The organism is Pseudomonas sp. C11 (assembly GCF_034683865.1).
In the GTDB taxonomy this organism is placed as follows: domain Bacteria; phylum Pseudomonadota; class Gammaproteobacteria; order Pseudomonadales; family Pseudomonadaceae; genus Aquipseudomonas.
The window spans coordinates 107,387-132,459 of sequence record NZ_JAWIIP010000005.1 but is presented as its reverse complement, the minus strand read 5'-3'; the positions used below and the strand labels follow the sequence as shown (position 1 = coordinate 132,459).

General features: G+C 64.6%; 27 protein-coding genes. 9 read left to right on the top strand and 18 right to left on the bottom strand.

Features of this window, described 5'->3' with window-relative positions:
* Positions 1–18 precede the first annotated feature (18 nt).
* The 4 genes from VC352_RS10130 to VC352_RS10115 are packed head-to-tail and all read right to left on the bottom strand — an operon-like array spanning position 19 to position 3,454.
* The gene (locus tag VC352_RS10130) at positions 19–615 is read right to left on the bottom strand and encodes an ABC-type transport auxiliary lipoprotein family protein (RefSeq protein ID WP_322979440.1); all 597 of its coding nucleotides are present in this window, start codon (positions 613–615) and stop codon (positions 19–21) included.
* Positions 612–1,529 (bottom strand): MlaD family protein, encoded by a 918-nt coding sequence (locus VC352_RS10125; protein WP_322979439.1) that lies wholly within the window; start codon positions 1,527–1,529, stop codon positions 612–614. The genes VC352_RS10130 and VC352_RS10125 overlap by 4 nt, the downstream gene beginning before the upstream one ends.
* Complete coding sequence (locus VC352_RS10120) at positions 1,530–2,315, bottom strand: ABC transporter ATP-binding protein (protein ID WP_322979438.1); 786 nt, start codon at positions 2,313–2,315, stop codon at positions 1,530–1,532.
* A complete protein-coding gene (locus VC352_RS10115; protein ID WP_322979437.1) occupies positions 2,312–3,454 on the bottom strand; it encodes an ABC transporter permease in 1,143 nt (380 codons plus the stop codon). The genes VC352_RS10120 and VC352_RS10115 overlap by 4 nt, the downstream gene beginning before the upstream one ends.
* A 226-nt stretch (positions 3,455–3,680) precedes the next feature.
* Between VC352_RS10115 and VC352_RS10110 the strand changes: the two genes are divergently transcribed.
* Positions 3,681–3,848, top strand: coding sequence for a hypothetical protein (locus VC352_RS10110; RefSeq protein ID WP_322979436.1), 168 nt, complete (start codon positions 3,681–3,683; stop codon positions 3,846–3,848).
* 223 nt (positions 3,849–4,071) lie between these two features.
* Here VC352_RS10110 and VC352_RS25405 read toward each other — a convergent pair whose 3' ends face one another.
* Positions 4,072–4,302: a hypothetical protein gene (locus VC352_RS25405; RefSeq protein WP_416340136.1), complete on the bottom strand. Its 231-nt coding sequence runs from the start codon at positions 4,300–4,302 to the stop codon at positions 4,072–4,074.
* Between the two features lie 188 nt (positions 4,303–4,490).
* On the opposite strand from VC352_RS25405, the gene VC352_RS10100 reads away from it, so the two are divergent.
* The gene (locus VC352_RS10100) at positions 4,491–5,654 is read left to right on the top strand and encodes an iron-containing alcohol dehydrogenase (protein ID WP_322979435.1); all 1,164 of its coding nucleotides are present in this window, start codon (positions 4,491–4,493) and stop codon (positions 5,652–5,654) included.
* A gap of 84 nt (positions 5,655–5,738) precedes the next feature.
* Positions 5,739–6,176 carry a thioesterase family protein gene (locus VC352_RS10095; protein WP_322979434.1) on the top strand — a complete coding sequence of 146 codons (438 nt, stop codon included), beginning with the start codon at positions 5,739–5,741 and terminating at the stop codon, positions 6,174–6,176.
* A gap of 39 nt (positions 6,177–6,215) precedes the next feature.
* On the opposite strand, the gene VC352_RS10090 is transcribed toward VC352_RS10095, so the two are convergent.
* The 5 genes from VC352_RS10090 to yrfG form a co-directional block, all read right to left on the bottom strand.
* Positions 6,216–6,653 (bottom strand): hypothetical protein, encoded by a 438-nt coding sequence (locus tag VC352_RS10090; protein WP_322979433.1) that lies wholly within the window; start codon positions 6,651–6,653, stop codon positions 6,216–6,218.
* A gap of 77 nt (positions 6,654–6,730) precedes the next feature.
* Positions 6,731–9,061, bottom strand: coding sequence for an FdhF/YdeP family oxidoreductase (locus tag VC352_RS10085; protein ID WP_322979432.1), 2,331 nt, complete (start codon positions 9,059–9,061; stop codon positions 6,731–6,733).
* Entirely contained in the window at positions 9,058–9,873 is an 816-nt protein-coding gene (fdhD, locus tag VC352_RS10080; RefSeq protein ID WP_322979431.1) for a formate dehydrogenase accessory sulfurtransferase FdhD, read from the bottom strand. The genes VC352_RS10085 and fdhD overlap by 4 nt, the downstream gene beginning before the upstream one ends.
* 93 nt (positions 9,874–9,966) lie before the next feature.
* Positions 9,967–10,866, bottom strand: a complete 900-nt coding sequence (locus VC352_RS10075; protein ID WP_322979430.1) for a LysR family transcriptional regulator — start codon at positions 10,864–10,866, stop codon at positions 9,967–9,969.
* Between the two features lie 8 nt (positions 10,867–10,874).
* Positions 10,875–11,537 carry a GMP/IMP nucleotidase gene (gene yrfG, locus VC352_RS10070; RefSeq protein WP_322979429.1) on the bottom strand — a complete coding sequence of 221 codons (663 nt, stop codon included), beginning with the start codon at positions 11,535–11,537 and terminating at the stop codon, positions 10,875–10,877.
* Positions 11,538–11,663: 126 nt separating this feature from the next.
* On the opposite strand from yrfG, the gene nudE reads away from it, so the two are divergent.
* Together nudE and cysQ are read left to right on the top strand one after the other, a co-directional pair.
* A complete protein-coding gene (gene nudE / locus VC352_RS10065; RefSeq protein WP_322979428.1) occupies positions 11,664–12,230 on the top strand; it encodes an ADP compounds hydrolase NudE in 567 nt (188 codons plus the stop codon).
* Positions 12,227–13,045 (top strand): 3'(2'),5'-bisphosphate nucleotidase CysQ, encoded by an 819-nt coding sequence (gene cysQ / locus VC352_RS10060; protein ID WP_322979427.1) that lies wholly within the window; start codon positions 12,227–12,229, stop codon positions 13,043–13,045. Before nudE ends, cysQ begins: the two co-directional genes overlap by 4 nt.
* Before the next feature lie 78 nt (positions 13,046–13,123).
* On the opposite strand, the gene VC352_RS10055 is transcribed toward cysQ, so the two are convergent.
* From VC352_RS10055 to gshB, 8 genes are all read right to left on the bottom strand, one after another.
* Positions 13,124–15,028, bottom strand: a complete 1,905-nt coding sequence (locus tag VC352_RS10055) for a beta-ketoacyl synthase (RefSeq protein ID WP_322979426.1) — start codon at positions 15,026–15,028, stop codon at positions 13,124–13,126.
* 385 nt (positions 15,029–15,413) lie between these two features.
* Positions 15,414–16,685 carry a dihydroorotase gene (locus VC352_RS10050; RefSeq protein WP_322979425.1) on the bottom strand — a complete coding sequence of 424 codons (1,272 nt, stop codon included), beginning with the start codon at positions 16,683–16,685 and terminating at the stop codon, positions 15,414–15,416.
* On the bottom strand, positions 16,685–17,692 hold the full coding sequence (locus VC352_RS10045) for an aspartate carbamoyltransferase catalytic subunit (protein WP_011920651.1): 1,008 nt from the start codon (positions 17,690–17,692) through the stop codon (positions 16,685–16,687). The genes VC352_RS10050 and VC352_RS10045 overlap by 1 nt, the downstream gene beginning before the upstream one ends.
* A gap of 10 nt (positions 17,693–17,702) precedes the next feature.
* Complete coding sequence (pyrR, locus tag VC352_RS10040) at positions 17,703–18,206, bottom strand: bifunctional pyr operon transcriptional regulator/uracil phosphoribosyltransferase PyrR (RefSeq protein ID WP_322979424.1); 504 nt, start codon at positions 18,204–18,206, stop codon at positions 17,703–17,705.
* A 30-nt stretch (positions 18,207–18,236) separates the two neighbouring features.
* Entirely contained in the window at positions 18,237–18,674 is a 438-nt protein-coding gene (gene ruvX / locus VC352_RS10035; RefSeq protein WP_099522898.1) for a Holliday junction resolvase RuvX, read from the bottom strand.
* On the bottom strand, positions 18,671–19,240 hold the full coding sequence (locus VC352_RS10030) for a YqgE/AlgH family protein (RefSeq protein ID WP_322979423.1): 570 nt from the start codon (positions 19,238–19,240) through the stop codon (positions 18,671–18,673). The genes ruvX and VC352_RS10030 overlap by 4 nt, the downstream gene beginning before the upstream one ends.
* A 99-nt stretch (positions 19,241–19,339) precedes the next feature.
* The gene (locus VC352_RS10025) at positions 19,340–20,236 is read right to left on the bottom strand and encodes an energy transducer TonB (protein ID WP_322979422.1); all 897 of its coding nucleotides are present in this window, start codon (positions 20,234–20,236) and stop codon (positions 19,340–19,342) included.
* Positions 20,237–20,322: 86 nt separating this feature from the next.
* Positions 20,323–21,279, bottom strand: coding sequence for a glutathione synthase (gene gshB, locus VC352_RS10020; RefSeq protein ID WP_322979421.1), 957 nt, complete (start codon positions 21,277–21,279; stop codon positions 20,323–20,325).
* Between the two features lie 244 nt (positions 21,280–21,523).
* Between gshB and pilG the strand changes: the two genes are divergently transcribed.
* The 4 genes from pilG (at position 21,524) to VC352_RS10000 (ending at position 25,058) form a co-directional block, all read left to right on the top strand.
* Positions 21,524–21,931 (top strand): twitching motility response regulator PilG, encoded by a 408-nt coding sequence (gene pilG, locus VC352_RS10015; RefSeq protein WP_159969955.1) that lies wholly within the window; start codon positions 21,524–21,526, stop codon positions 21,929–21,931.
* A gap of 47 nt (positions 21,932–21,978) precedes the next feature.
* The gene (pilH, locus tag VC352_RS10010; RefSeq protein ID WP_220802053.1) at positions 21,979–22,344 is read left to right on the top strand and encodes a twitching motility response regulator PilH; all 366 of its coding nucleotides are present in this window, start codon (positions 21,979–21,981) and stop codon (positions 22,342–22,344) included.
* Positions 22,345–22,388: 44 nt separating this feature from the next.
* Entirely contained in the window at positions 22,389–22,925 is a 537-nt protein-coding gene (locus VC352_RS10005) for a chemotaxis protein CheW (RefSeq protein ID WP_322979420.1), read from the top strand.
* 84 nt (positions 22,926–23,009) lie between these two features.
* A complete protein-coding gene (locus VC352_RS10000; RefSeq protein WP_322979419.1) occupies positions 23,010–25,058 on the top strand; it encodes a methyl-accepting chemotaxis protein in 2,049 nt (682 codons plus the stop codon).
* Positions 25,059–25,073: the final 15 nt, after the last annotated feature.

The window sequence follows — 25,073 nt, the reverse complement described above, 5'->3', positions numbered from 1 at the left end:
CGCCTCCCACGGCGTCAATCAGCGGCTGCGTTGCCCTTCGTGCAGCGTCCAATCCACCAGCTCACGCGAGAGCTGGTCACCCGCCTGGCCGAACGCGGCGACCACGGCCGCAACCGAGGTATCACCAGCCGCCTGGCTGACGCTGAAGCGACGGCTGGCGAGGATGCGCTGGGCGCGCACATCCACCAGCCGCACGTCGAGCTGGATCAGCGCCTCGGGGCGGCCGTCGCGGTACTGGCTCTGGAAGCTGCGCAGTTCGCTGACCAGTTCCAGATCAGCCTGCAGGTGTTGATCCTCGGTACTCAACGCCTTGACCCTGGCGTCATCCTGGAAGGCATCGAGCAGGCGCTGGCGCACGAGCTGGGGTGTGCGCTCGCTCCAGCGTGCGCCCTGGTAGGTATTGATGCGGCCGGGTTCGGGCAGCACGACGATGCGCGTACCGTCGAGCAACTCGCCGCTGCTCGGTGTGCTGATGCGCAGCGACCAGTCGACCGCTTGTGTCCGGGCCGGCAGTGCGGCGGCGGGCAGCAGGTAGATGTCCAGCGGTTCGCTCTGCGGCAGGATCGAGCAGGCGCCGAGCAGGCCGGCAGCCAGCAGCAGGGACAGGCGCTTCATGGTTGGAACTCCTTGATGCTGTCGTTGCGCAGCAGATAGCCGGCGGGATCGCGCTCCAAGCGTTGCGAGAAGCTGCGCAGCGAACCGAGTGTTTCGCGCAGTTCGCCGATGGCCGGGCCGAGTTCGCCCAATCCCTGCATGCCGCTATCGAGAGCCTGGCGGTTGCTGTCCAGCAACTGTTCGAGGGTGCGGCTGCTGCGTTCCAGTGAGGCGGTGAGGCGTGCGGTGTTTTCCAGCGTCTGGCTACCCTGGCCGTCGAGCAGGCGGTTGGCGGTGCGCAGCAGTTCGCCGGCTTCACGGGTGGCGTCGGCGACCTGCTGCAGGGCCTTGCCGAGATCCTGGCGTTGCTCGCTCAGGCCGCTCGTGGCCTGCTCCAGATTGGCCAGGGTACGGCTGATATGCCGGGTGTTGTCGTCCGAAAGCAGACGGTTGGCCTGGTCGAGCAGGCGGGTGATGCTCAGCACCAGATCCTCGCCGTTGGACATCAGCCGCGACAGGGGTGAGGGGTCGGCGATGATTACCCCCGGCTGGCCATCCTTGCCTTCCAGCAGCGGACTGTTCGGCGTACCGCTGTACAACTGGATCACCGCCAGGCCGGTGACCCCGGTGATGGCCAGGCGCGCACGGGTGTCCGCCTTGATCGGCGTATTGCCGCTGACGCGGATGCGCGCCCGCACGGTTCGCGGATCCTTGGGATCGAGGCCGAGGGCGACGACATCGCCGATGCGGATGCCGCTGTATTGCACGGCGCTGCCTTGCGACAGGCCGGTGACGGCTTCGTGGAAGATCACCTCGTAGTCGGTAAAGGCCTTGTCCGCGCCGACCTTGCCCAGCCACAGGGCGAACAGCAAGGCGGCTCCGACCGTGACCACGGTGAACAGGCCGATCAGGACATGATGGGCTCTGGGTTCCATTCAATCGCTCCCGACTGCATTGGCAGCCTGTGCAGCCGCGCGTCCACGCGGGCCGTGAAAATACGCCTGAATCCAGGCATCGTCGGTGGCCGACACCACCTCCAGGCGGTCGGCGACCAGCACCTTCTTCTGTGCCAGCACCGCGACCCGGTCGCAGATGCTGTAGAGCGTATCCAGATCGTGGGTCACCAGAAAAACACTCAGACCCAGGCTGTCGCAGAGGGTGCGAATCAACTGATCGAAGGCCGCCGCGCCGATGGGATCGAGGCCGGCGGTGGGCTCGTCGAGGAACAGGATATCCGGGTCGAGCGCCAGGGCCCGCGCCAGGGCGGCGCGTTTGACCATGCCGCCCGACAGCTCGCTGGGGTACTTGTCACCGGCATTCTGCGGCAGGCCGGCGAGGGCGATCTTGACCTGCGCCAGGCGCTCGGCGCTGGCGCGCGGCAGGCCGGCATGCTCGATCAGCGGCAGGGCGATGTTCTCGGTCACGGTCAGCGACGAGAACAGAGCCCCGCGCTGGAACAGGACGCCGAAGCGCCGTTCGAGCTGCGAGCGCTGTTCGCCGGGCAGATTCAGCAACTGCTGGCCGAACACCCGGATGGTGCCCGAAGTGGGCTGGCGCAGGCCGACGATGCTGCGCAACAGCACCGACTTGCCGGTACCCGAGCCGCCGACCACGCCGAGGATCTCGCCACGGTAGAGGTCGAAGTCCAGGTGCTGGTGCACGACCTGCGCGCCGAAGCGATTGCACAGGTCGCGCACCTCGATCACCGCCTCGCGCTTCACCAGCCCATCTCCATCAGGAACAGCGCAGCCAGGGCGTCGAGCAGGATGACGAGGAAGATCGACTGCACCACCGCCGAGGTGGTGTGTTCGCCAACCGACTGCGCGCTGCCGCTGACCTTGAAGCCTTCCAGGCAGCCGATCAGGGCGATCAGGAAGGCGAAGATCGGCGCCTTGAGGATGCCCACCAGGAAATGCCGCAATTCGACGCTGTCATGCAGGATCGACAGGTACATCACCGGTGGAATGTTCAGCGAGAGGGCGCAGACCAGACCGCCACCGAGTATGCCGCTGAGCATGGCGACGAAGGTGAGCATGGGCAGGGCGATCAGCATGGCCAGCAGGCGCGGCAGCACCAGCAGCTCGATCGGGTTGAGGCCGAGGGTGCGGATCGCGTCGATCTCCTCGTTGGCCTTCATCGAGCCGATCTGCGCGGTGAAGGCGCTGGCGGTGCGGCCAGCCATGAGGATGGCGGTGAGCAGCACGCCGAATTCGCGCAGGAAGGAGAAGGCGACCAGGTTCACCGTGTAGATGCTGGCGCCGAAGTCGGCGAGGATGGTGGCGCCGAGAAAGGCCACCACGGCACCGACCAGGAAGGTCAGCAGCGCGACGATGGGCACGGCATTCAGGCCGCACTGTTCCAGATTGGCGACCAGCGAGGTGAGGCGCCAGCGCCGCGGACGCAGCAGCGTGACCAGCAGGCTGCTCAGGGTCAGCCCCATGAAACCGAGCAGCTCCTTGAGCTGACACCACATTTCCTCCATTTCCACGCCGATATGGCCGAGCACTTCGCGTAGGGCCGAGGGCGTGGCGTGTGGCGGTGGTGGTTCCTCCTCGGCCGTGGCATTGGCTACGGCCAGCAGCAGGGCGCGGCGTTCATCGCTCAGGTCATGGGTCTGCTGGACGATCTCGCGCAGGCGCTGGCTGCCGAGCAGTTCCTGAAGCAGCGCCGCCCCAGCGGTATCCAGCGCGGCCAGGGCTTGCAGATCCAGCTGCATGGCGTCGCTCAGATGCTCGCGCAGCCTGTGCACCTGGACTTCCAGCTGCGCATAGTGGGCCAGCGTCCAGTCGCCACCGATCTGCAGCGCTGGGCCGGCCTGGCCAGTGTCGAGCGAGCGGATGAAGGGGGCGGTCGAGGTCATGGCCACAGCTTAGCCTTGGGCTAGCGCCAGCCGCCAGCCTTGGTTGTGATCGATGCTCCTGCAGAAGCGCAGCAGGCGGCGGTGCGGCATAGCGATTTTCCTACACGTCTTTACACGGAGTAGGCGTTTCTAGGTCTGGCACGGCGCCACTATACTTTCGCCAACTGTGTCACCAATAAGACAAAAGATGCCTGGAAGCATCCCCTTCTCCCTTGAGGAAATGGCAATGAAGGAACAGCGCCACCTGCCCGCTCTGCGTGCCCATATCGAACAACTGTTGAGCAAGGGTTGGATCATCTCCAACCGCAGCCCGCTGACCTTGCAGAATGGTCACCGCTGCTATCTGGTGTCTCACGGCATGTTGATCAGCGAATCACCCTCGCGCGCCGCCTGATCCGCTTCCCCATGCCGCTGCGCCGTCCCCGCCTTGGCGCAGTGGTGTTTTTGGTAAATCCTCGGGTGCACCCGCCAACGTCGGTACATTGCCGGATTTATTGCCCTGCCTCCCAGGCTCGTACATCTTTCTAGCAGCAATCTCTCTCCTTCCCTTGGTTGGCATCCTCTCTCAGCCATTGCAGCGCGGCGTCACGCCGTCCTTGAGCCAGGCTGACCTTCTTCTAAATGGATCGAGCCGAGGTGAGCGGCAGGTCGACCAGCGGCAGCCACCAGCCGGCTGCCTGCCTATATGCGCCGCCTGTGATTACTGTCGTTTGGCTCAGGGCCAGACGGTCAGCGGCGCGCGCAACGTTCTGTTCGCGCTGCATACCATCCAGCATCCGCAACAGGTTGAGGGCGAAGGTGCTGAAATTCATCGGCTGAATAGGAAGTATCACGAGACTAAATTTCAAAAATGGTAGCGGTGTGCTTATCGTGACTCGAGCTTTCCGCTTCGTGCGCCAGCGGAACAGGTAGGAGCGTTATCGTTTCAACCGAGTCGCCCTAGGTGAGTGAAGGCGCCGCTTTGCTGGGCGCAAGCCTGACGCGATGCAGGCCGTTGGCCGGGTCCGGAAAACACTACAACAAGAGGAGCACACCAATGCATCCCTTCAGCTTCGCCACCACCGCGCAGATCCTCTGCGAATCCGGCGCCAGCCTACGTCTGGCCGAACTGTGCCGCGAACGCGGCGCCCGGCGCGTGCTGATCGTCACCGACCCGGGTATCACCCGTCTGGGTCTGCTCGAAGCGCTGCTGCCGGGCTTCGCTCGCGCGGGTATGAGCGTGCAGGTGTTCGACCAGGTGCTGGCCGACCCGCCCGAGGCCGTGGTGCTGGCGGCCGTGGATCAGGCTCGGGAGTTGCGGGCCGAGTTGATCGTCGGCTTCGGTGGCGGTAGTTCGATGGATGTAGCCAAGCTCGTAGCGCTGCTGGCGCATCCTGACGGCGATCAGGCGTTGAGCGATATCTATGGCGTCGGCAATGCTAGCGGCCGGCGCCTGCCGCTGATACAGGTACCGACCACCGCCGGTACCGGCTCCGAGGTCACCCCGATCGCCATCGTGACCACCGGCGAGACAACCAAGATGGGCGTGGTTTCGCCACTGCTGCTGCCGGATCTGGCTCTGCTCGATGCCGACCTGACCCTCGGCCTACCGGGTGCGGTCACTGCCGCCACCGGTATCGACGCCATGGTGCATGCCATCGAGGCCTACACCAGCGCACTGAAGAAAAACCCACTCTCCGACCTCCTGGCGCGTGAGGCGTTGCGCCTGCTGGCGGCCAACCTGGATGAAGTGGTGCGCAACGGCAGCAACCGCGAGGCGCGCCAGGCCATGCTGCTTGGCGCCTGTCTGGCCGGGCAGGCCTTTGCCAATGCCCCGGTGGCGGCGGTGCACGCGCTGGCCTATCCGCTGGGCGGGCATTTCCATATTCCCCACGGATTGTCCAACGCCCTGGTGCTGCCGCAGGTGCTGGCGTTCAACGCGTCGGTGGCTGCGCCGCTCTACGCCGAGCTGGCGCCGCTGGTATTGGGCGAGCGTCTGCGGCCGGGCAGTGCAGCGGCGCAGACCGAGCAATTGATCGATGCCCTGGCCGGCTTCAGCCAGCGCAGCGGCCTGCCGACGCGGCTGCGCGATGCTGGCGTGAGCGAGGCGATGTTGCCCACGCTGGCAGCGGACGCCATGCTGCAGCAACGGCTGCTGGTGAACAATCCGCGCGAGATGAACGAGCAGCAGGCCCTGGCCATTTACCAGGCCGCTTACTGATTCAGGTCGCGACCCAGGCACTTCCCGCAAAGCTTGCGGATTTGTGGGAGGGGCTTTAGCCGCGATTCCAACCCAAGGATCATCATGAGCCAACCTCAACACCTGCGTGGCGATTACCGCCACTTCCAGCCGATTACCACGCGCTGGCACGACAACGACATCTATGGCCACGTCAACAACGTGACCTACTACAGCTACTTCGACAGTGCGGTGAATGCCTATCTGATCGCCGAGGGTGGGCTGGATATCCATGGCGGCGAGGTGGTCGGTTTCGTGGTCAGCTCGTCGTGCGATTACTTCGCCTCCATCGCGTTTCCCGATGCCATCGAGGTCGGCCTGCGCGTCGGCAAGCTGGGCAACAGTTCGGTGCAGTACGAGCTGGCGATCTTCCGGGCGGGAGAGGAGCAGGCCTGTGCGGCCGGGCGTTTCGTCCACGTGTTCGTGGATCGGGTGAGCAACCGTCCGGTGAACATACCGGCGAGCCTGAGAGCGGCGTTGTTGGGTCTGCTCAGCGAGGGATAAGCGTGGGCCGGCATTGGGCTGCCGGCCCGAGCCAGCACATCAGCGGCGATGCCAATGTTTCTTGCCGTGGCGATGCTTCTTGCCATGATGGCGCCTGTCGCGGCGGTCGTCTTCATAGCTGGCATTGCCCATGTGGTTGCCCAGCGCGCCGCCAGCACCACCGCCAACCGCGGCGCCGACCACGCCACCGGTATTGCCACCCACCTGCTGGCCGAGCACGTTACCGCCCGCTGCGCCCAGGCCGGCGCCGATGGCCGCTTCGGTGCGGCTGCGCCGATCCGCGCCGACCATACCACCGGCGGCACCGCCGAGACCGGCACCGACGGCCGCGCCGGTATTGCCACCGACCTGCTGGCCAACCATCGCACCGACCGCGCCACCCAGGGCGCCGCCCAGGCCTGCTTCGGTATTGCCGGCAAAGGCGTAGCCGCCACTGGTGATGCCCAGGGACAGGAAGAAGAGTTGCAGTGACTTCATGAAAACCTCGTCAGGGAGCCGCGGTTCGGCGTTATGCCATTGACCCGTGGGCCCTGATCGAGGTTCCTGGCCTTTCGTCAGCCTGCTGCCAGCAGCGTGGTGTTCTGCGCCGGCAGAACGCGAATGGCGACGAACTTGCTGGTCGGGGTAAAGCTGCCGACACCGTAGCTGTCCAGCGGCACCAGGGGGTTGGTCTCCGGATAGTAGGCTGCGGCCTGGCCAGCCGGGATGTCGAAGGCGAGGAGGGTGAAGCCCTCGACCTTGCGCTCGATGCCGTCGTCCCACAGCGAGACCATGTCCACTTTCTGCCCCGGCGTCAGGCCCAGGCGGCGAATGTCGGCCTCGTTGGCGAAGACCACGTGGCGCTGGCCGCGTACGCCGCGATAGCGGTCGTCGAGGCCGTAGATGGTGGTGTTGTACTGGTCGTGCGAGCGCAGCGTCTGCAGGATCAGATCCGGCTGCTGGCCGCTGCCACGGATGCGCTCGTGCACCAGGCTCTGCGGTAGCGCGTGGTTCATGAAGCGGGCGTGCCCGTTGCTGGTCTTCCAGCTGCGCGCGCCGGCCGAGTTGCCGAGGTAGAACCCGCCTGGGTTGGCGACGCGCTGGTTGAAGTCGTGGAAGCCCGCGATGGTATCGGCGATCAGGTCGCGGATGCGGTCGTAGTCGGCGATCAGCGCATCCCATTCCACCGGATGATCGCCCAGGGTGGCCTTGGCGATGCCGGCGACGATGGCCGGTTCCGAACGCATGTCGCTGCCCGACAGCGGTTCCAACTGGCCATAGGACGCGTGGATCATGCTGAACGAGTCTTCCACCGTCACCGCCTGCGGGCCCGTGGCCTGACGGTCGATGTCGGTACGACCGAAGCAGGGCAGGATCAGGGCATCGCGGCCGACGGTGAGGTGGCTGCGGTTGAGCTTGGTGCTGATCTGCACGGTCAGTGCGCAATTCATCAGCGCCTGGTGCGTGCGGGGGCTGTCCGGGGTGGCCTGGGCGAAGTTTCCGCCGAGGCCGATGAACACCTTGGCCTGGCCATCGAGCATGGCGTTGATCGCCTCGACGGTGTTGTGACCGTTGGCGCGCGGCACGCTAAAGCCAAAGCGCTTTTCGAGGGCATCGAGCAGAGCCGCCGGCGGACGGTCATTGATGCCCATGGTGCGGTCGCCCTGCACGTTGCTGTGGCCGCGTACCGGGCACAGGCCGGCGCCGGGGCGGCCGATCTGGCCGCGTAACAGTTGCAGGTTGACCACTTCCTGAATGGTCGGTACCGAGTGGTGGTGCTGGGTCAGGCCCATGGCCCAGCAGATGATCACCCGCTCGGCGCGACGGTACATGCGCGCGGCCTGCTCGATCTCGGCCAGGGACAGCCCGGACTGTTGCTCGATGTGCTGCCAGTCGGTGGCGTCTACCACGTCCAGGTACGCTTGCAGGCCGTCGGTGTGTTCTGCGATGAAGGCATGGTCGAACACGGCGGGCTCGCCCTTGGCCTGGGCTTCACGCTCCCACAGCAGAAGGAATTTGGCGATGCCGCGTATGGCGGCCATGTCGCCACCCAATGCCGGGCGGAAGAAGGCGGTATTCAGCGGCTCGGAACCGTTGGTGAGCATCTCCAGCGCGTTCTGCGGATGCTGGAAGCGCTCCAGACCGCGCTCCTTCAGCGGGTTGAAGCAGACCACTTGAGCGCCGCGTTTCACCGCCTCGCGCAGCGGTTCGAGCATGCGCGGATGGTTGGTGCCGGGGTTCTGGCCAAAGACGAAGATCGCATCGGCATGCTCGAAGTCGTCGAAGGTGACGGTGCCCTTGCCGATACCGATGCTTTCGATCAGCGCCGCGCCACTGGCCTCGTGGCACATGTTCGAGCAGTCGGGGAAGTTGTTGGTGCCGTAGGCGCGGACGAATAACTGGTAGAGGAAGGCCGCCTCGTTACTGGCTCGGCCGGAGGTGTAGAACTCGGCCTGGTTGGGGCTTTCGAGCGCCTTGAGGTGCTGTGCGACCAAGGCGAAGGCATCGTCCCAACTGACCGGCAGATAGCGGTCGGTGCTGGCGTCATAGCGCATCGGCTGGGTCAGGCGGCCCTGATACTCGAGCCAGTAATCGCTCTGCTCGCGCAGTTGGCTGACCGTATAGCGGGCGAAGAAAGAGGCGTCCACACGGCGTTTGGTGGCTTCCCAGTTGACCGCTTTGGCGCCGTTCTCGCAGAACTTGATGCGTCCGTCCTCGGGCGAATCGCCCCAGGCGCAGCCGGGGCAGTCGAAGCCGCCGTTCTGGTTGGTCTTGAGCAGTGCGCGCAGGTTCTTGAACGGCTGTTTGCTGTCCAGCCAGAAGCGGGTGACGCTCTTCAGCGCGCCCCAGCCGGCGGCCGGGCCACTGTAGGGTTTGTAACGCGGGTCGACGGGTTGCAGGCTCATGCGGATTCTTCGTTGACGGGCGCCGGGCTGTAGACGCGCGGCGAACTGTGATGAGGGAGATGAATCAGGTTGAGGCGGTGGCGGCGTGCCCACTCCACGGTCAGGGCGGTCGGCGCCGACAGGCTGACGAGCGTGGCGATACCGGCGCGCACGGCCTTGTGCAGCAGCTCCAGGCTGCAGCGGCTGGTCACCAGGGCGAAACCGCCGTGGCTGTCGATGCGTTCGCGGGCCAGTGCGCCAATCAGCTTGTCCAGCGCGTTGTGGCGGCCAATGTCCTCGCGGCACAGGCGGATGTCGCCCTGCGCATCGATAAACAGCGCGGCGTGCAAGGCGCCGCTGTTGCGGGCCAACTGCTGCTGTTCGCCGATGCGGTCACGCAGCCCTTGCAGGTGCTCCAGAGGCGGTAGCGGTGCGCCGGGCAGCGCATCGAGAACCGGCAGCGCCTGATCCAGTGCGTCGACGCCACACAGTCCACAACCGCTGTTGCCGGCCAGTTGCCGACGCTGCTGCTTGATCGCCCAAAAGCAGCGGCTGCTGACTTCGAGGCGCGCCTCGCGGCTCGAAGCGAGGCCGCGGATGTCAATGTCATAGATATCGTCGATGGAGTTGATCCAGCCATTGCCCAAGCTGAAACCGACGGCGAAATCCTGCAGATGATGGGGCGAAACCATCATCACGGCCTGGTTCAGATCGTTGTAACTGATGGCCAGGGCGCACTCTTCTGCCAGCTCGGCCTGATGGGCGTGCTGTGAACCGAGTTCGACATAGCTGTAGGCGCTGGACGCGGCCGGGGAGGCTTTGCGCTCGGGCATTGGGAGGCCCCCTGAGACAATTTGACTCAGCTAGCCTAAGCCCTTGTGGAGGTGTCGTCTAATCGTCTGCTTCGATACGCTGATCGATGGCGTTTATCGGTCGAGCGCGTGATGTGCCAGCCACTGCTCGGCAGCGCTGAAGCAGGCCTGTGCAAGTGGCGAATCGGGCGCGCCACGGCGACGGATCAGGCCCATGGGCGCGAGGGTGTGGGCATCTTCGATCGGCAGCAGGCGCAGATGCGGGGCGGCCGGCCAGTCACCGCTCTGCAGCGGCATGATGCTACAGCACAGACCGGCGCTGACGGCGCGGGTCAACTGATGCACGGCATCGGTCTGCAGCCGAACCCGTGGGCTCAGTCCGCGCGCGCGAAAGCTGTGGTCGATGGATTGACGAAAGTGCATGCCGCTCGATAGCAGGCCCAGCGGTACCGTGGCCAGTTCTTCCCAGCTCAGGCTGTTGCTGCTGAAGGGGAAGTGGCGGGGCGAGAATAGCAGCCCCATGCGCGCCTCGCCCAGCTCCAGGCAGGCGAAATGCTGCCGATCCAGACGGTCGAGGTAGGACAGGCCAAGGTCGAGCTGATTGCGTCCCAGGCCTTCGATGATCTGTTCGCTGCTCAGCGCATGCAGCTGAAAATTCAGGCTGGGATGGTGCTCGGCGAACAGGCTGACCAGATGCATCGGGTCGAAGGCCGCCAGCGGTACCACGCCCAGGCGCAGGGTACCCACCAGTTGCCCCCGGCACGCGGCGGCTTCGGCGAGCAGGCCATCTTCGGCGGCGAGCAGGCTGCGTGCCCAGGCGAGAATACGCTCACCTTCGGCGCTGAAGCCCTCGAAGCGCTGGCCGCGACGCACCAGCTCCAGGCCCAGTTCCTCCTCCAGTTGGCGCAGACGCATGGACAGCGTCGGCTGGGTCACGTGGCAGCGTGCGGCGGCCTGGCCGAAGTGGCGGGTTTCGTCGAGGGCGACGAGGAACTTCAGCTGTTTGATGTCCATGGCTGCTCTCAGAGGCCGGCAATCAGGGCGCGGTAATCTTCCACCGCTGCGAACTCTTCGGTGTCCTTGACACCGGCCTGGCTATCGGGCTGGCGCACGGCGAGCAGGTGGACGACGCCGAAGCGCCCGGCGCTACGCAGGATCGGCAGGCTGTCGTCGATGAACAGGCTGCGCGCCGGGTCGAAATCGACGTCCTGGCGCAGGGCGAACCAGAACTGCTGGTCTTCCTTGGGAAAGCCATAGTCGTGGGAGCTGATCAGGCGCTCGAACCAGGGCGCCAGCTCGACCCGTTCCATCTTCAACGACAACGAATCGCGGTGCGCGTTGGTGATCAGCACCACACGCTTGCCGGCCTCGCGCAGTGCACGCAGAAAGACCTCGGCATCCGCGCGCAGGGCGATCAGGTGCGCGACCTCGCGCTTGAGCTCGCGGATCGGCAGCTTCAGTTCGCGGCTCCAGAAATCCGTGCAGTACCAGTTCAGCGTACCGGCATGTTGGCGAAACAGCGGCAGCAGCTCGGCTTCGGCCAGTGCCAGGCTGAGGCCATGGTGCTCGGCGTAGCGCTGCGGCAGATGCGTGAGCCAGAAGTGATTGTCGAAGTGCAGATCGAGCAGGGTGCCGTCCATGTCCAGCAGGACGGTGTCGATCTGGTGCCAGGGCAGTGGAGGCATGGGCGCGTCTGATGAGTATTGGGTCGTGAATCTGCCAGAGTGCGTCGTGAACGCGCAATCTGTGCCGGGGATAATGACGAAAGCCGCTGTATGATAACCCGCCAGGTTCCGCCAAGGAGTTGTTCCATGCGCCAAAAACCCACGGTTCTCGCTCGCGAGATCGTCGCCAGCAGCCGCCTGTTCCGCGTCGAGGAGGTGCAGCTGCGTTTTTCCAACGGCGCCGAGCGCACCTATGAGCGGCTGGTCGGCAAGGGCCCGGGCTACGGTGCGGTGATGGTGGTGGCGATGCTCGACGCTGAACATGCCGTGCTGATCGAGGAATACTGCGGCGGCACCGATGACTATCAGCTGTCGTTGCCCAAGGGGCTGGTCGAACCGGGGGAAGACGTGCTGGTGGCAGCCAACCGCGAGCTCAAGGAAGAGGCCGGGTTCGGTGCGCACGAGCTGGAGTACATCACCGAGCTGAGCCTGTCGCCCGGTTACATGAGCCAGAAGATTCAGGTGGTGCTGGCGCGCGATCTGTATGAAGAGCGCCTGCCGGGGGACGAACCCGAGCCGATGCGCGTCGACCGTATCAGCCTGCGCGAGCTCTCCAGCCTGGCCCGCCACGAGCAATTCAGCGAGGGGCGTGCACTGGCCGCTTTGTATCTGGTGCGTGATCTGCTGACCGAGCGTGGGGAGTTCAGCCTGTGAGCCATCTCTACATTCCCCGTGTGATCGAACTGGTGCGCGCGGCGGGTGCGGCCACTCTGCCTTACTGGCGCAGCGGTGTGGCGGTGACGGAAAAGGCTGATGCCTCGCCGGTGACCGCCGCCGATCTGGCTGCGCACCATATCCTGCTCGACGGTCTGCGCGCCCTGGCACCGGAGGTGCCTGTTTTGTCGGAAGAGGCCGCCGACATCCCGCTGGCCGAGCGCGCCGCCTGGACACGTTGGTGGCTGGTCGATCCACTCGATGGCACCAAGGAATTTATCGCCGGATCGGAGGAGTTCACCGTCAATGTCGCGCTGATCGAGCAGGGCCGCGTGGTTTTCGGCGTGGTCGGCATTCCGGCCAGCGGCCGTTGCTATTACGGCGGTGCCGGCATGGGGGCCTGGTGCAGCGATGCACCGGGTCGCGAGCAACCGATTCGCGTGCGTGTGGCTCAGGCTCAAGGCATCACTCTGGTGGCCAGCAAGCGTCACTCGAGTCCGGCGCAGGAAACCCTGCTGGCCGGTCTGATCCAGCGTTTCGGCGAGCCCGCGCTGGCCAATATCGGCAGTTCGCTGAAGTTCTGCCTGTTGGCCGAAGGCAATGCCGACTGCTATCCGCGTCTGGCGCCCACCTCGCAGTGGGACACCGCAGCGGCGCAGGGCGTGCTGGAAGGGGCGGGTGGCGAAGTGCTGGATCTGAGCGGTGCACCGCTGACCTATGAGACGCGCGAGTCCTTTCTCAATCCGTCTTTCCTGGCGCTGCCGGCTGCCGCCGAATGGCGTGGCGAGCTGATCGAGCTGGCGCGCGGTCTGTAGGGCGGGTGAAACCCGCCACATCGACCATGGCGGGTTGCACCCGCCCTACGGTTCTGAAGCCCTTCCCGCCGTGACCGCTCAATCGAGCATGTCGCTGTAACGCTCGTCCTTCTTGAACACCAGCGGCTGCTCGAAGCCCGGCACCTTGATCTCCTCGGTGGTGATGGAGATCGCCTGGTCGTCGATCATGTCGTTGCCAAAGTTGTAGATGATGTCCAGCTTGCCCTGCAGCGCCTGCTGGTCGTAGGCCGCTGCGGCGCTACGAGTGCTCTCGCGGCGTGCCAGGTAGGCCTCGAAGGCGGCCTGGCCATGGCGCTTGCGCAGCATACGTTCGGCCACGTGCGGGGCGAGGATCACGGCGCTGGCGTTGTTGCCACCGAAACCCTTAGAGTTGATGAAGGCCACGTCCAGCGCCTGCTCACCCAGCTTACGGTCTTCCGTGGACAGGCTCAGGTGATTCTGATGCACGTCACCGGCCACCGCATCGATGGTCTTGATGCCCGGCACGATGCCGTACTTGAAGGCGCCGAGGGCCGCGATCACCTGATCACCACTGGCGGTGGCCAGGGAGTGACCGACGAAGGCCTTCACCGCGGTGACTGGCCATTGCTGGATGCCGAAGGCCGCGGCGACACGGTCGAGAATCTCCGACTCGGTCACCCGGTTGGCTGGGGTGCTGGAGCCGTGGGCATGGACGAAGCTGCGGCTGCGCACGGCGTCCAGGCCCAGCAGTTGCACGGCGCTGGCCACGGCCTTGGCTACGGTCAGGTAGTTGCCCGGGCCAGGGGCGGAAATGGATTTCTTGAAGCCGTCGGCGTTGATGAACACGTCAGGCACCGCTGCATGGATATCGGCGCCCAGTTCCAGGGCCAGTTCGTCGTCCATCAGCACCACGAACTGGCAGGCTTCTGCCAGGGTAAAGCCGCAGTTGTCGCCGAACGGGCGGCTGGCGCGGCGGAAGTCGACTTCATCCTTGCCCTCGATCTGGCGCAGGCCTTCCTCGGTGGCCAGTGCACCCATGGCGCCGTAGCCCTCGATGCATTCCTGAGTAATTGGCGCTTCACTGTTGCCGACGATGACCACACGGGCCTTGCCACTGGCAATCTGCTCGATGCCCTTCTGCAGGTTGTAGAGGAAGGTGGCGCAGGCGCCCGTGACACTGCCTGAGGTGCCGACACTGCCGAGCACGTAGGCGTTGATGAAGTCCGCCGGCATGGTGTTCAGGCCCAGGGCCAGTTGCTTGGCGGTGACGCGGCCACCCTTGAGGCGCGACTGCATCATGCCGCCGTAGCCGTTGTCATCCAGCTGGCTCATTACGCTGCCAGCGAATACCGCCACTTCATCCGGGCGCACGTGCTGGATGATGCGCTGCCACTCGATGCCCACCGAGCGCAGGGCATCGGTGACGCCGACCACGGTCATGGCCAGGCCGCGAGGGTGGAAGCGGGCGTTGTACAGCTCGTTCGGCTCGAAGCCGGTGGGCAACTGGCCTGCGGACTTCACTGCCAGCGGGCGATAACTGTCGACCTTGAATTCGCAGCTGTCATGCAGGGTGACACGCACTTCGTTACCGTCGAGTTCTTCCAGCGACCAGTTGGCTGGCAGCGGTTCGGGCAGTTGTTTGCGCGAAGTGGTGAAGGTCAGCGGCTGCTGGCCAGCATCCAGGGTGATGCTTTTCTGCCAATGGGCGGCATCGGGATCCAGGTGCTGGCGTTCGATGCGGCGCACCAGGGTGCCGGCGAGAATCTCGTTGGCGAAGCGGGCCTCGATCTCGGCATGGCTCAGCGATTGGCCATCCTGGTCGCGGTATTGACCCTCGACCACCTGCACCAGCTTCATCATTTGCGCCAGGCCGGCCAGGGTTTCCTGGCGTGCCTTGGGCTCGAGCGATTCCAGCACGGTGCGGCGGAAACCATGGTGGAAGGAGCTGCGCCCGGCTGCGTTGTAACCCCCGAAACCCACGATCACAGGTAAGCGCGACATAACTCAAAAGCTCCTGAACAAGGCCAGCGCGACACCGGGCCGGCGCCTGGATGCGCGGGCAGGGTCATAGGGCGGTGGCGTTTGGAAAGATTTGGCTGCCTAACCTGACGTGGATGATGACCGTCGAGTCACTCATTCGTCCAATATCGCCACCAATCCGCAGCAGAACGCTGAGGTAGAGGCGCGGGCGTTGTAGATAGCAGAAAAAGGCGAGCCCGCCGGATGGCGGGCTCGGAGTGCTTGCTGAAGCGCGGGCTTTAAGGGGCGTAGGGCGGACTCAGGAGCCTAAGCGAACAGTCCGCCGGCCCATGCAGCGCTCGGCACCACCGCTCACGGCCAATACTCCCGGCAAAGGCGTACTGCTTCGCGAGTACGCCCGACTCATTCAAGCCTGATAGCTGATATGCCCGTCGACCAGCGTGTAACGCACTGCGCCGGGCAGGCAATGGCCGATGAAGGGGCAGTTGCTGCCCTTGGAGTACCACTGCTCGCCAGCGACGGTAGAAGCCTGCGCATCGAACAGCACGACATCGGCAGCGCCGCCGACGCTCAGCTTGCCGGCCGGCAGACGCAACGCCGCAGCCGGGCCACTGGACAGACGCGCCAGCAGGGTCGGCAGATCCAGCAGGCCGTCCTGCACCAGGCTCATGGCCAGCGGCAGCTGCAGTTGTACGCTGCTGATACCCGGCTCGGTGGCGGCGAAAGGCGCCAGCTTGGCATCACGCTCGTGCGGCTGGTGGTGGCTGGCGATGGCCGAGATCACTCCGGCCTTCACCGCTTCGCGCAGGCCGTCGCGGTCGGCCCGCGAGCGCAGTGGCGGCTGCACGTGATAGAGGCTGGAGAAGTCGATCAGTGCCTCGTCGGTGAGGATCAGCTGGTACAACGCGACATCGGCGGTTACCGGCAGGCCACGGGCTTGAGCGTTGGCGATCAGCTCGGCGCCACGGGCGCTGGTGATCTGGCTGAAGTGCGCGCGTACGCCGCTCTGTTCCACCAGCAACAGGTCGCGGGCCAGGGCCACGGTTTCGGCGGTTTCCGGAATGCCGGCCAGGCCGAGGAAGCTGGCGGTCGGGCCCTCATGCGCCAGGCCGCCTTCGGCCAGGTCGGCGTCCTGCGAATGGAAGATCACCTGCAGGTCGAAGGTGGCCGCATATTCCAGCGCACGACGCAGGGTGCGGCTGCTGCGGAAGTTATCCAGGCCGTTGCCGAAGGCGACGCAACCAGCGTCACGCAGCGCAACCAGTTCAGCCAGTTGTTCGCCAGCCAGGCCCTTGCTCAACGCGCCAATGGGGAAGACCTTGGTGTGTCCGGCTTCGCGGGCGCGATCAAGGATCAGCTCGGCCACCGCCGGAGTGTCCAGCACCGGCTTGGTCAGCGGCGGGCAGCACAGGCTGGTGACGCCGCCTGCGGCTGCAGCCAGGGTTTCCGTGGCGATGCTGCCCTTGCGGCTGTAACCCGGCTCGCGCAGGGCCGCCGACAGGTCGACCAGGCCGGGGGCGGCGATCAGGCCCTGGGCGTCGAGCGTCTTGTCGGCGACGAAGCCAGCAGGCGCCTGGCCGATGGCGACCAGCTTGCCGCCTTCTATATAGAGGTCGGTGACCTGATCGAGGCCGCTGGCTGGGTCGATCACGCGGGCGCCGAGGATTGCGGTACGCATCAGTTGGCCTCCTCGGCGTTGAGTTGACGTTGGGCGTTCTGCCCGCTCATGGCCATCGACAGCACGGCCATACGGATGGCGATGCCGTAGGTGACCTGGTTGAGGATCACCGACTGCGGGCCGTCGGCTACTGCCGACTCGATTTCCACGCCGCGGTTGATCGGTCCCGGGTGCATCACCAGGGCGTCCGGCTTGGCCAGCTTGAGGCGCTGCTCGGTGAGCCCGAACAGACGATAGAACTCACCCTCACTGGGCAGCAGGCCGCCCTGCATGCGCTCGCGTTGCAGGCGCAGCATGATCACCACGTCGACATCCTTGAGGCCCTCGTTGGCGTCGCTGAACACGCGCACGCCGTAGCTTTCCTCCAGGCCGATGGGCAGCAGGGTCTTCGGCGCAATGACGCGGATGTCCGGGCAGCCCAGGGTCTTCAGCGCCAACATGTTCGAGCGTGCCACCCGCGAGTGCAGGATGTCGCCGACGATGGCCACCGAGAGATTCTCGAAGTCGCCCTTGTGGCGGCGGATGGTGAGCATGTCGAGCATGCCCTGGGTCGGGTGCGCGTGGCGGCCGTCACCACCGTTGATGATCGCCAGGTTCGGGCAGACGTGCTCGGCGATGAAGTGCGCGGCGCCGGAGTCGGCATGGCGCACGACGAAGATATCGGCAGCCATGGCCTCGAGATTGCGCAGGGTGTCGAACAGCGTCTCGCCCTTGCTGGTGGAACTGGTCGAGACGTTGAGGCTGATGACGTCGGCCGACAGGCGCTGGGCGGCCAGCTCGAAGGTGGTGCGGGTGCGCGTGGAGTTCTCGAAGAACACGTTGCACACGGTCTTGCCGCGCAGCAGCGGGACTTTCTTCACCGCCCGCGCGCCGACTTCGAGGAAGGAGTCGGCGGTGTCGAGGATTTCGGTCAACAGCTCGCGGGGCAGGCCGTCGAGTGAGAGGAAATGGCGCAGCTGACCTTGGTCATTGAGCTGCAGCGGGCGCTTGGCGGCGAGTGGCGTCATCGCGGGGGTCTCAGTTGGCGAGCGTCTGGAGTTCGAGGGTCAGCGGCGTGGGGCCGGACAATTTTACCCGCTCGTTGGCGGCCAGCGACAGGGTCGCGCCAACCACATCGGGGCGAATCGGCAGCTCGCGGGCGTTGAGGTCGAGCAGGCTGACCAGGGTCACGCTGGCCGGGCGGCCGTAATCGAACAGTTCATTCAGCGCGGCGCGGATGGTACGCCCGCTCATCAGTACGTCGTCGATCAGCACCAGGTGCTGGCCTTCGATCTCGAACGGCAGCTCGGACGGCTGCACCTGCGGGTGCAGGCCATTCTGGGTGAAATCATCGCGGTAGAAGGACACGTCGAGCACGCCCAGCGCGTCGTCGCGATCCAGGGCGGCGAGCAGGGCTTGAGCGACCCAGACGCCGCCGGTACGGATGCCAATGAAACGCGGCCCGCTGATCTGGCGTTGGTTGAGGTGCTGGGTCAGGGCGCTGGCCATGGCCGGCAGCAGGTCGTTGGGGTTCGGTAGCATGGCGAAACTCCTTGGTGCGGGCCGATTCGCTCAGCCCGTGCAGTTTTCCTCTAGCCAGCCCTGTAGCAACAAGGCTGCGGCAATGGCGTCGACCGGGCGCTCGCGGTAGCCGCCACTCTGGCCTTCTCGCAGGCGCTGGCCCTTGGCCTCGAAGGTGGTCAGGCGTTCGTCGTGGGTGTAGGCCGGCAGGTTGAAGCGACCGTTGAGGCGGCGTGCGAACTTCTCCGCGCGGGCGCTCATCTCGCTGGGCGTGCCGTCCATGTTCAGCGGCAGACCGACCACCACGGCATCCGGCTGCCACTCCTTGATCAGTGCTTCGACACGGCTCCAGTCCGGTACGCCGTTCTGCGCCTTGAGCACGCACAGCTCGCGGGCCTGGCCGGTGATCACCTGGCCGACGGCGACGCCGATCTGCTTGGTGCCGTAGTCGAAGCCCAGTAGCAGGCGCAGTGGCTTGTCACTCATCAGGCGTGCCCAGCCTGTGAGGTGAGCAGGCTGAGGTTGATGCCAAGGCTGGCGGCAGCGGCGTTCAGGCGCTGGTCGAAGGGCAGGTCGAACAAGATTGCGCTGTCGGCGGGGCAGGTCAGCCAGGCGTTGTCGGCCAGTTCTGCCTCCAGTTGCCCGGCGTCCCAGCCGGCGTAGCCGAGAGTGATCAGGTATTTGTCCGGGCCGCTGCCATCGGCGATGGCGAACAGCACATCCTGCGACGTGGACAGACCCAGCTCGCCGAGCTCCAGGGTGGCCTGGAATTGCTGGCCGGCCGGGTGCAGGACGAAGCCGCGGTCGGTCTGTACCGGGCCGCCGGCGAAGATTGGCAGGCTGTGGCACAGCACGGCCGGCTCCTCATCCGGGCGCAGCTGTTCCAGAACATCGGCCAGGTTCAGCCCGTTGGGCTTGTTGATCACCAGGCCCATTGCCCCCTGTTCGTTGTGCTCGACCAGGTAGGTCACGGTCTGCGCGAAATTCGGATCGGCCATGTGCGGCATGGCGATCAGGAAATGGTGCTTGAGCGAGGTGGGGGCTGAATTCTTCATGTCGCTTAGTTTGAAGCTGCAGGCTGCAAGCCACAAGCTGCAAGTAAAAGCGAAAGGCCGGGTGGACGTGGGTGGCTTCTGAGGCTTGCGGCGGCGCCGTCAATTGCTCGAGAGGCGGTCGCCGCGCTCGAAGCGCCAGGTGCGAATGATCTCCAGCCGGTCGATATCGGCCAGGTCACCGGTAAACGGGGCGTAGGGCGCAGCCAGGCGCACGATACGCTGGGCAGCCTGGTCGAGAACTGGCTGTCCGGAGGATTCCAGCACCTGTACTTCGTACAGCGAGCCATCACGGTTGATCGACACCAGTAGGCGCAGGCTGCCATAGATGCGCTGGCGGCGGGCTTCGTCCGGATAATTGAGGTTGCCGATGCGCTCGACCTTCTTGCGCCATTCGTCCTTGTACCAGGCGCCCTTGTCGCGCATGGTCGAGGCGGCGTTGAGGCGATGGATCTTCGGCCGCTTGGCGTAGGCCTGAACTTCCTGGGCCAGCTCGGCCTCCAGGCTGGCGATCTCAGCTGACAATTGTGCCGAGTCGAAGACCGGTGCTGGCGGTGTCTTGGGCGTGGGTTTGCTTTCCTCACGCTTGACTGGAGTTTTCTGTGGCTGCGGCGCGCGCGTGGCGACGGCGGCCTTGGGCGCTTCCTGCTTGGTCGCGGGTTGCTGTGGCGTGGCGGGCGGGGTGACCTTGCGCACCTCGCTGTCCTGGAAAATCGCCTGCTCGGTGGTCTTCGGCGCGGCGGCATGTTCGAGGGTGCCGCTACCTTGCTGGTTGTCCTGGGCGAGGAAGTCGGCTTCCTTGGGCTTCTCCTCGCTCTTGAAGGTCGACAGGGTGATTTCCAGCGTCTTGCTGATCTGCGGAGGCGGCTCCAGGGTGAAGCCCACGCCAAGAATCACCGCGACATGCAGCGCGGCCGCGATGAACAGCGTGAAGCCCAGACGATCCGCCGGGCGGACGGCGGCGGAGGGCGTGACGGGAGGCGTGGCTGCTGCGTTCATCGCGTATCGGGTCTGCTTTGGGTGACGCGCAGTCTGCGGCGCGGCGCTTCAGGCTGCAAGCCTGAAGCGCCAGGCTGTAACCTGCGTCAAGCTTTTGCGCCGAGTTTGCCGGCGATGCACTCCATCAGGCGTTCGCCGATGCGCGTGTCGAAGGCCGCATCGATCTCGCGGATGCAGGTCGGGCTGGTGACGTTGATTTCCGTCAGGTGCTCGCCGATCACATCCAGGCCGACGAAGATCAGCCCTTTCTCGCGCAGAGTCGGGCCTACGGCTGCCGCGATCTCCTTGTCGCGCTCGGTCAGCGGGCGTGCCTCGCCTCGGCCGCCGGCGGCCAGATTGCCGCGCGTCTCGCCTGCGGCGGGAATGCGCGCCAGGCAATAGGGGATCGGCTCGCCATCGATCATCAGGATGCGCTTGTCGCCATCCTTGATTGCCGGCAAATAACCCTGCGCCATGATCTGTTGTCTGCCATGCTGAGTGAGGGCTTCCAGAATCACCGAAAGGTTGGGGTCGCCTTCGCGGTGACGAAAGATCATCGAACCACCCATGCCATCCAGGGGTTTGAGAATGATGTCACGGTGCTCATCGGCAAATTGGCGCAGAATATCCGCTCGCCGACTGACCAGGGTTGGCGGCGTGTATTGGGCAAACTGGGTGGCGAAGAACTTCTCGTTGCAGTCACGCAGACTTTGCGGGCGGTTGACCACCAGCACACCATCGCGCTCTGCCTGCTCCAGCAGGTAGGTGGAATAGATGAACTCGTTATCGAAGGGTGGATCCTTGCGCATCAGGATCACGTCCAGTTCAGCAAGGGGGGCGTCCTGTTCGGCGTCCAGTTCGAACCAGCGCTGAGGGTCGTTGAAGACTTTCAGCGGGCGCATGCGGCCACGAGCCTGGCCACGCGCCTGATAGAGATCCTGCTGCTCCATGTAGAACAGTGACCAGCCGCGAGCCTGGGCCGCCAGCAGCATGGCCAGCGAGCTATCTTTCTTGAAGGTGATGTCTGCGATGGGATCCATGACGATCCCGAGACGAAGGCTCATGGGGTGACTCTCCGCGAGAAAAATACAGGCGTCGGCCGCATCGGCCGGGCCCAACAAGGGTTGTCAGGGTGGCGCCAGGCGGGGCCGTGGTCAAGGGCGAAAAGCCGCCGGGCGGGCTTATAGCTTGCATGTGGAGAGTGTGCTAAAAAGGCCCGACGGTGGGCCGCAGGCCTACCGGAAACTGGGCCTCAGGCATACTGATAACGCGTAAATAACGACTCACCGAGGCGATGGTAGGGCGAACATGGAACAGCATTCCGACGGTTTGAAAGTGATGGTGATCGACGATTCGAAAACGATTCGTCGCACCGCGGAAACTCTGCTGAAGAAGGTGGGTTGCGAAGTCATCACTGCGGTCGACGGCTTCGATGCCCTCGCCAAGATTGCCGACACTCATCCCCGCATCATCTTTGTCGACATCATGATGCCGCGTCTCGATGGCTATCAGACCTGTGCCCTGATCAAGAACAACAGTGCTTTCAAATCCACCCCGGTGATCATGCTGTCCTCCAAGGACGGCCTGTTCGACAAAGCCAAGGGCCGTATCGTGGGTTCCGATCAGTACCTGACCAAGCCTTTCAGCAAGGAAGAGCTGCTCGGGGCGATCAAGACCCATGTGCCGGACTTCACCCCGGTGGAACAAGCCTCCTGACGTCGTGGCCCTAGGGCTCCTACGCTTCTTCTGTATTGGGATAGACCATGGCTCGAATTCTGATTGTTGATGACTCCCCGACCGAGATGTACAAGCTGACCGCCATGCTGGAAAAGCACGGCCATCAGGTACTCAAGGCGGAAAATGGTGCCGATGGCGTCGCCTTGGCTCGCCAGGAAAAGCCCGATGCCGTGCTGATGGATATCGTCATGCCGGGCCTCAACGGTTTCCAGGCGACCCGTCAACTGACCAAGGACGCCGAAACCAGCCACATTCCGGTGATCATCGTCACCACCAAGGATCAAGAAACCGACAAGGTCTGGGGCAAGCGCCAGGGCGCCAAGGACTACCTGACCAAGCCGGTTGATGAAGACACGCTGCTGAAAACCCTCAATTCGGTTCTGGCCGGCTGACGCCGGGCTGTCCGCTTACTCGATAAGAAGAAGGCCACGGCGGCATGTCGGACGTACTGACTCCCTTCCAGATTCTCCGTGAGATCGACCAGCGCTGTCGTGCGCTGGCGGCCGGCCTGCCCTCTCAGCAGGCTGCGGTGCAAACCTGGAGTGGTATCGGTTTTCGCATGGGCGAGCGCCTGTTCGTGGCGCCGATGGGGGAGGTTGGCGAGGTGTTGCACGAGCCTCGCTACACGCAGTTGCCGGGGGTCAAGGGCTGGGTCAAGGGTGTGGCGAACGTACGCGGGCGCCTGCTGCCGGTCATGGATCTGTGTGGCTTCTTCGGCAATGAACTGTCGCCGCTGCGCAAGCTGCGGCGGGTTCTGGTGGTCGATCACCAGGACATCTTCGCTGGCCTGACGGTCGACGAAGTCTTCGGTATGCAACATTTCCCCGTGGATACCTTTTCCGAGCAGTTGCCGCCTCTCGAGGCGAGCATCGCGCCCTTCATCCACGGTGTATTTCAGCGTGAGCAACCCTGGCTGGTATTCAGCCCGCATGCCTTGACGCGGGATCAGGTGTTTCTCGATGTCGCTTATTAGAAGAATTTCGGTTGGGTCGGTTCTGCCGGCCCTTTGGCGTTATACGGGAACCGTAGTGCGGTCGGTCCAGGCGGGGGCCAGATAATGAAGAAACTCAATGCAAGCAATCTGTTGGGCGGGACACGTAGCAGCACGCTGATTGCGGGGCTGTTCGTCGTGCTGATCGTCTCCATCGTGTTGGAGTTCGCCAACTTCGCGTACATCAATACGCAATCGAACTACGACACCGAGTACATCAGTCACTCCGGTGAGCTGCGCGTACTGTCGCAGCGTATCGCCAAGAACGCCACGGAAGCCGCGACGGGCAAGGCAGAGGCCTTCGGCCTGCTGCGTGATGCGCGTAACGACTTCCAGCAGCGCTGGAGCTTCCTCACCGATGGTGACGCCAGCACCGGCCTGCCGCCGGCGCCCGAGGCGGTTCAGCCGCAGATGGCTGCCGTGCAGAAAGACTGGGATGGCTTGCGGCAAAACGCCGACGCCATTCTGGCCAGCGAGCAGACCGTACTGTCGTTGCACCAGGTAGCCGCCACTCTGGCCGAAACCATCCCGCAACTGCAGGTCGAGTACGAGGAAGTCGTCGACATCCTGCTGGAAAGCGGTGCGCCGGCCGCTCAGGTCGCCGTGGCCCAGCGTCAGTCGCTGCTGGCTGAGCGTATTCTGGGTTCGGTTAACAAGGTACTGGCCGGTGACGAAGACTCGGTGCAGGCCGCCGACATGTTCGGTCGCGATGCCAGCCTGTTCGGGCGTGTACTCAACGCCATGCTCGAAGGCAACGCCGCCATGGAAATCACCAAGGTGACCGACACCGAGGCGCTGGAGCGCCTGTCGGAGATTTCCGAGCTGTTCGAATTCGTATCCGGTTCCGTGGACGAGATTCTGGAAACCTCGCCGGAACTGTTCCAGGTGCGTGAGTCCGCCAACTCCATCTTCACCGTTTCGCAAACGCTGCTGGACAAGGCTTCCGCCCTGGCCGTCGGTTTCGAGGATCAGGCTGCCGGGCGTACCGTCAACACCCTGTTCGGTTATGTCCTCGGTGCTCTGGCATTGGCGTCGATCATCCTCATCGGTCTGGTAATGGTGCGTGAAACCAACCGCCGTCTGACCGAGACCGCCGAGAAGAACGAACGTAACCAGGCGGCGATTCTGCGACTGCTCGACGAAATCGCCGACCTCGCCGACGGTGACCTGACCGTGGCCGCGACGGTAACCGAAGACTTCACCGGTGCCATCGCCGACTCCATCAACTACTCCATCGACCAGCTGCGCGACCTGGTAGAAACCATCAACCAGACCGCCGTGCAGGTGGCCTCGGCTGCTCAGGAAACCCAGGCGACCGCCATGCACCTGGCCGAGGCTTCCGAGCACCAGGCGCAGGAAATTGCCGGCGCCTCTGCGGCGATCAACGAGATGGCCGTGTCGATTGACCAGGTATCGGCGAACGCCAGCGAATCGTCCGCGGTAGCGGAACGTTCCGTAGCCATCGCCAACAAGGGCAACGAAGTCGTACACAACACCATCACCGGCATGGATAACATCCGTGAGCAGATCCAGGACACTTCGAAGCGGATCAAGCGTCTCGGTGAATCGTCCCAGGAGATCGGTGACATCGTTAGCCTGATTAACGACATTGCCGACCAGACCAACATCCTCGCCCTGAACGCCGCGATCCAGGCATCCATGGCCGGTGATGCGGGCCGCGGCTTCGCCGTGGTAGCGGACGAGGTACAACGCCTCGCAGAACGTTCCTCGGCGGCGACCAAGCAGATCGAGGCGCTGGTAAAAACCATTCAGACCGACACCAACGAAGCCGTTATCTCCATGGAGCAGACGACTTCCGAAGTGGTGCGTGGTGCCCGTCTGGCGCAGGACGCCGGTGTGGCACTGGAAGAGATCGAGAAGGTATCCAAGACCCTCGCAGCCCTCATCCAGAACATTTCCAACGCCGCCCGCCAGCAGGCCTCCTCGGCCGGCCACATCTCCAACACCATGAACGTGATTCAGGAGATCACCTCGCAGACGTCCTCGGGTACCACCGCTACCGCACGCAGCATCGGTAACCTGGCCAAGATGGCCAGTGAGATGCGCAAGTCGGTGTCGGGCTTCACCCTCCCGGACAGCCGCGACCCGGTCTGATAGAGGAGTGCGGAG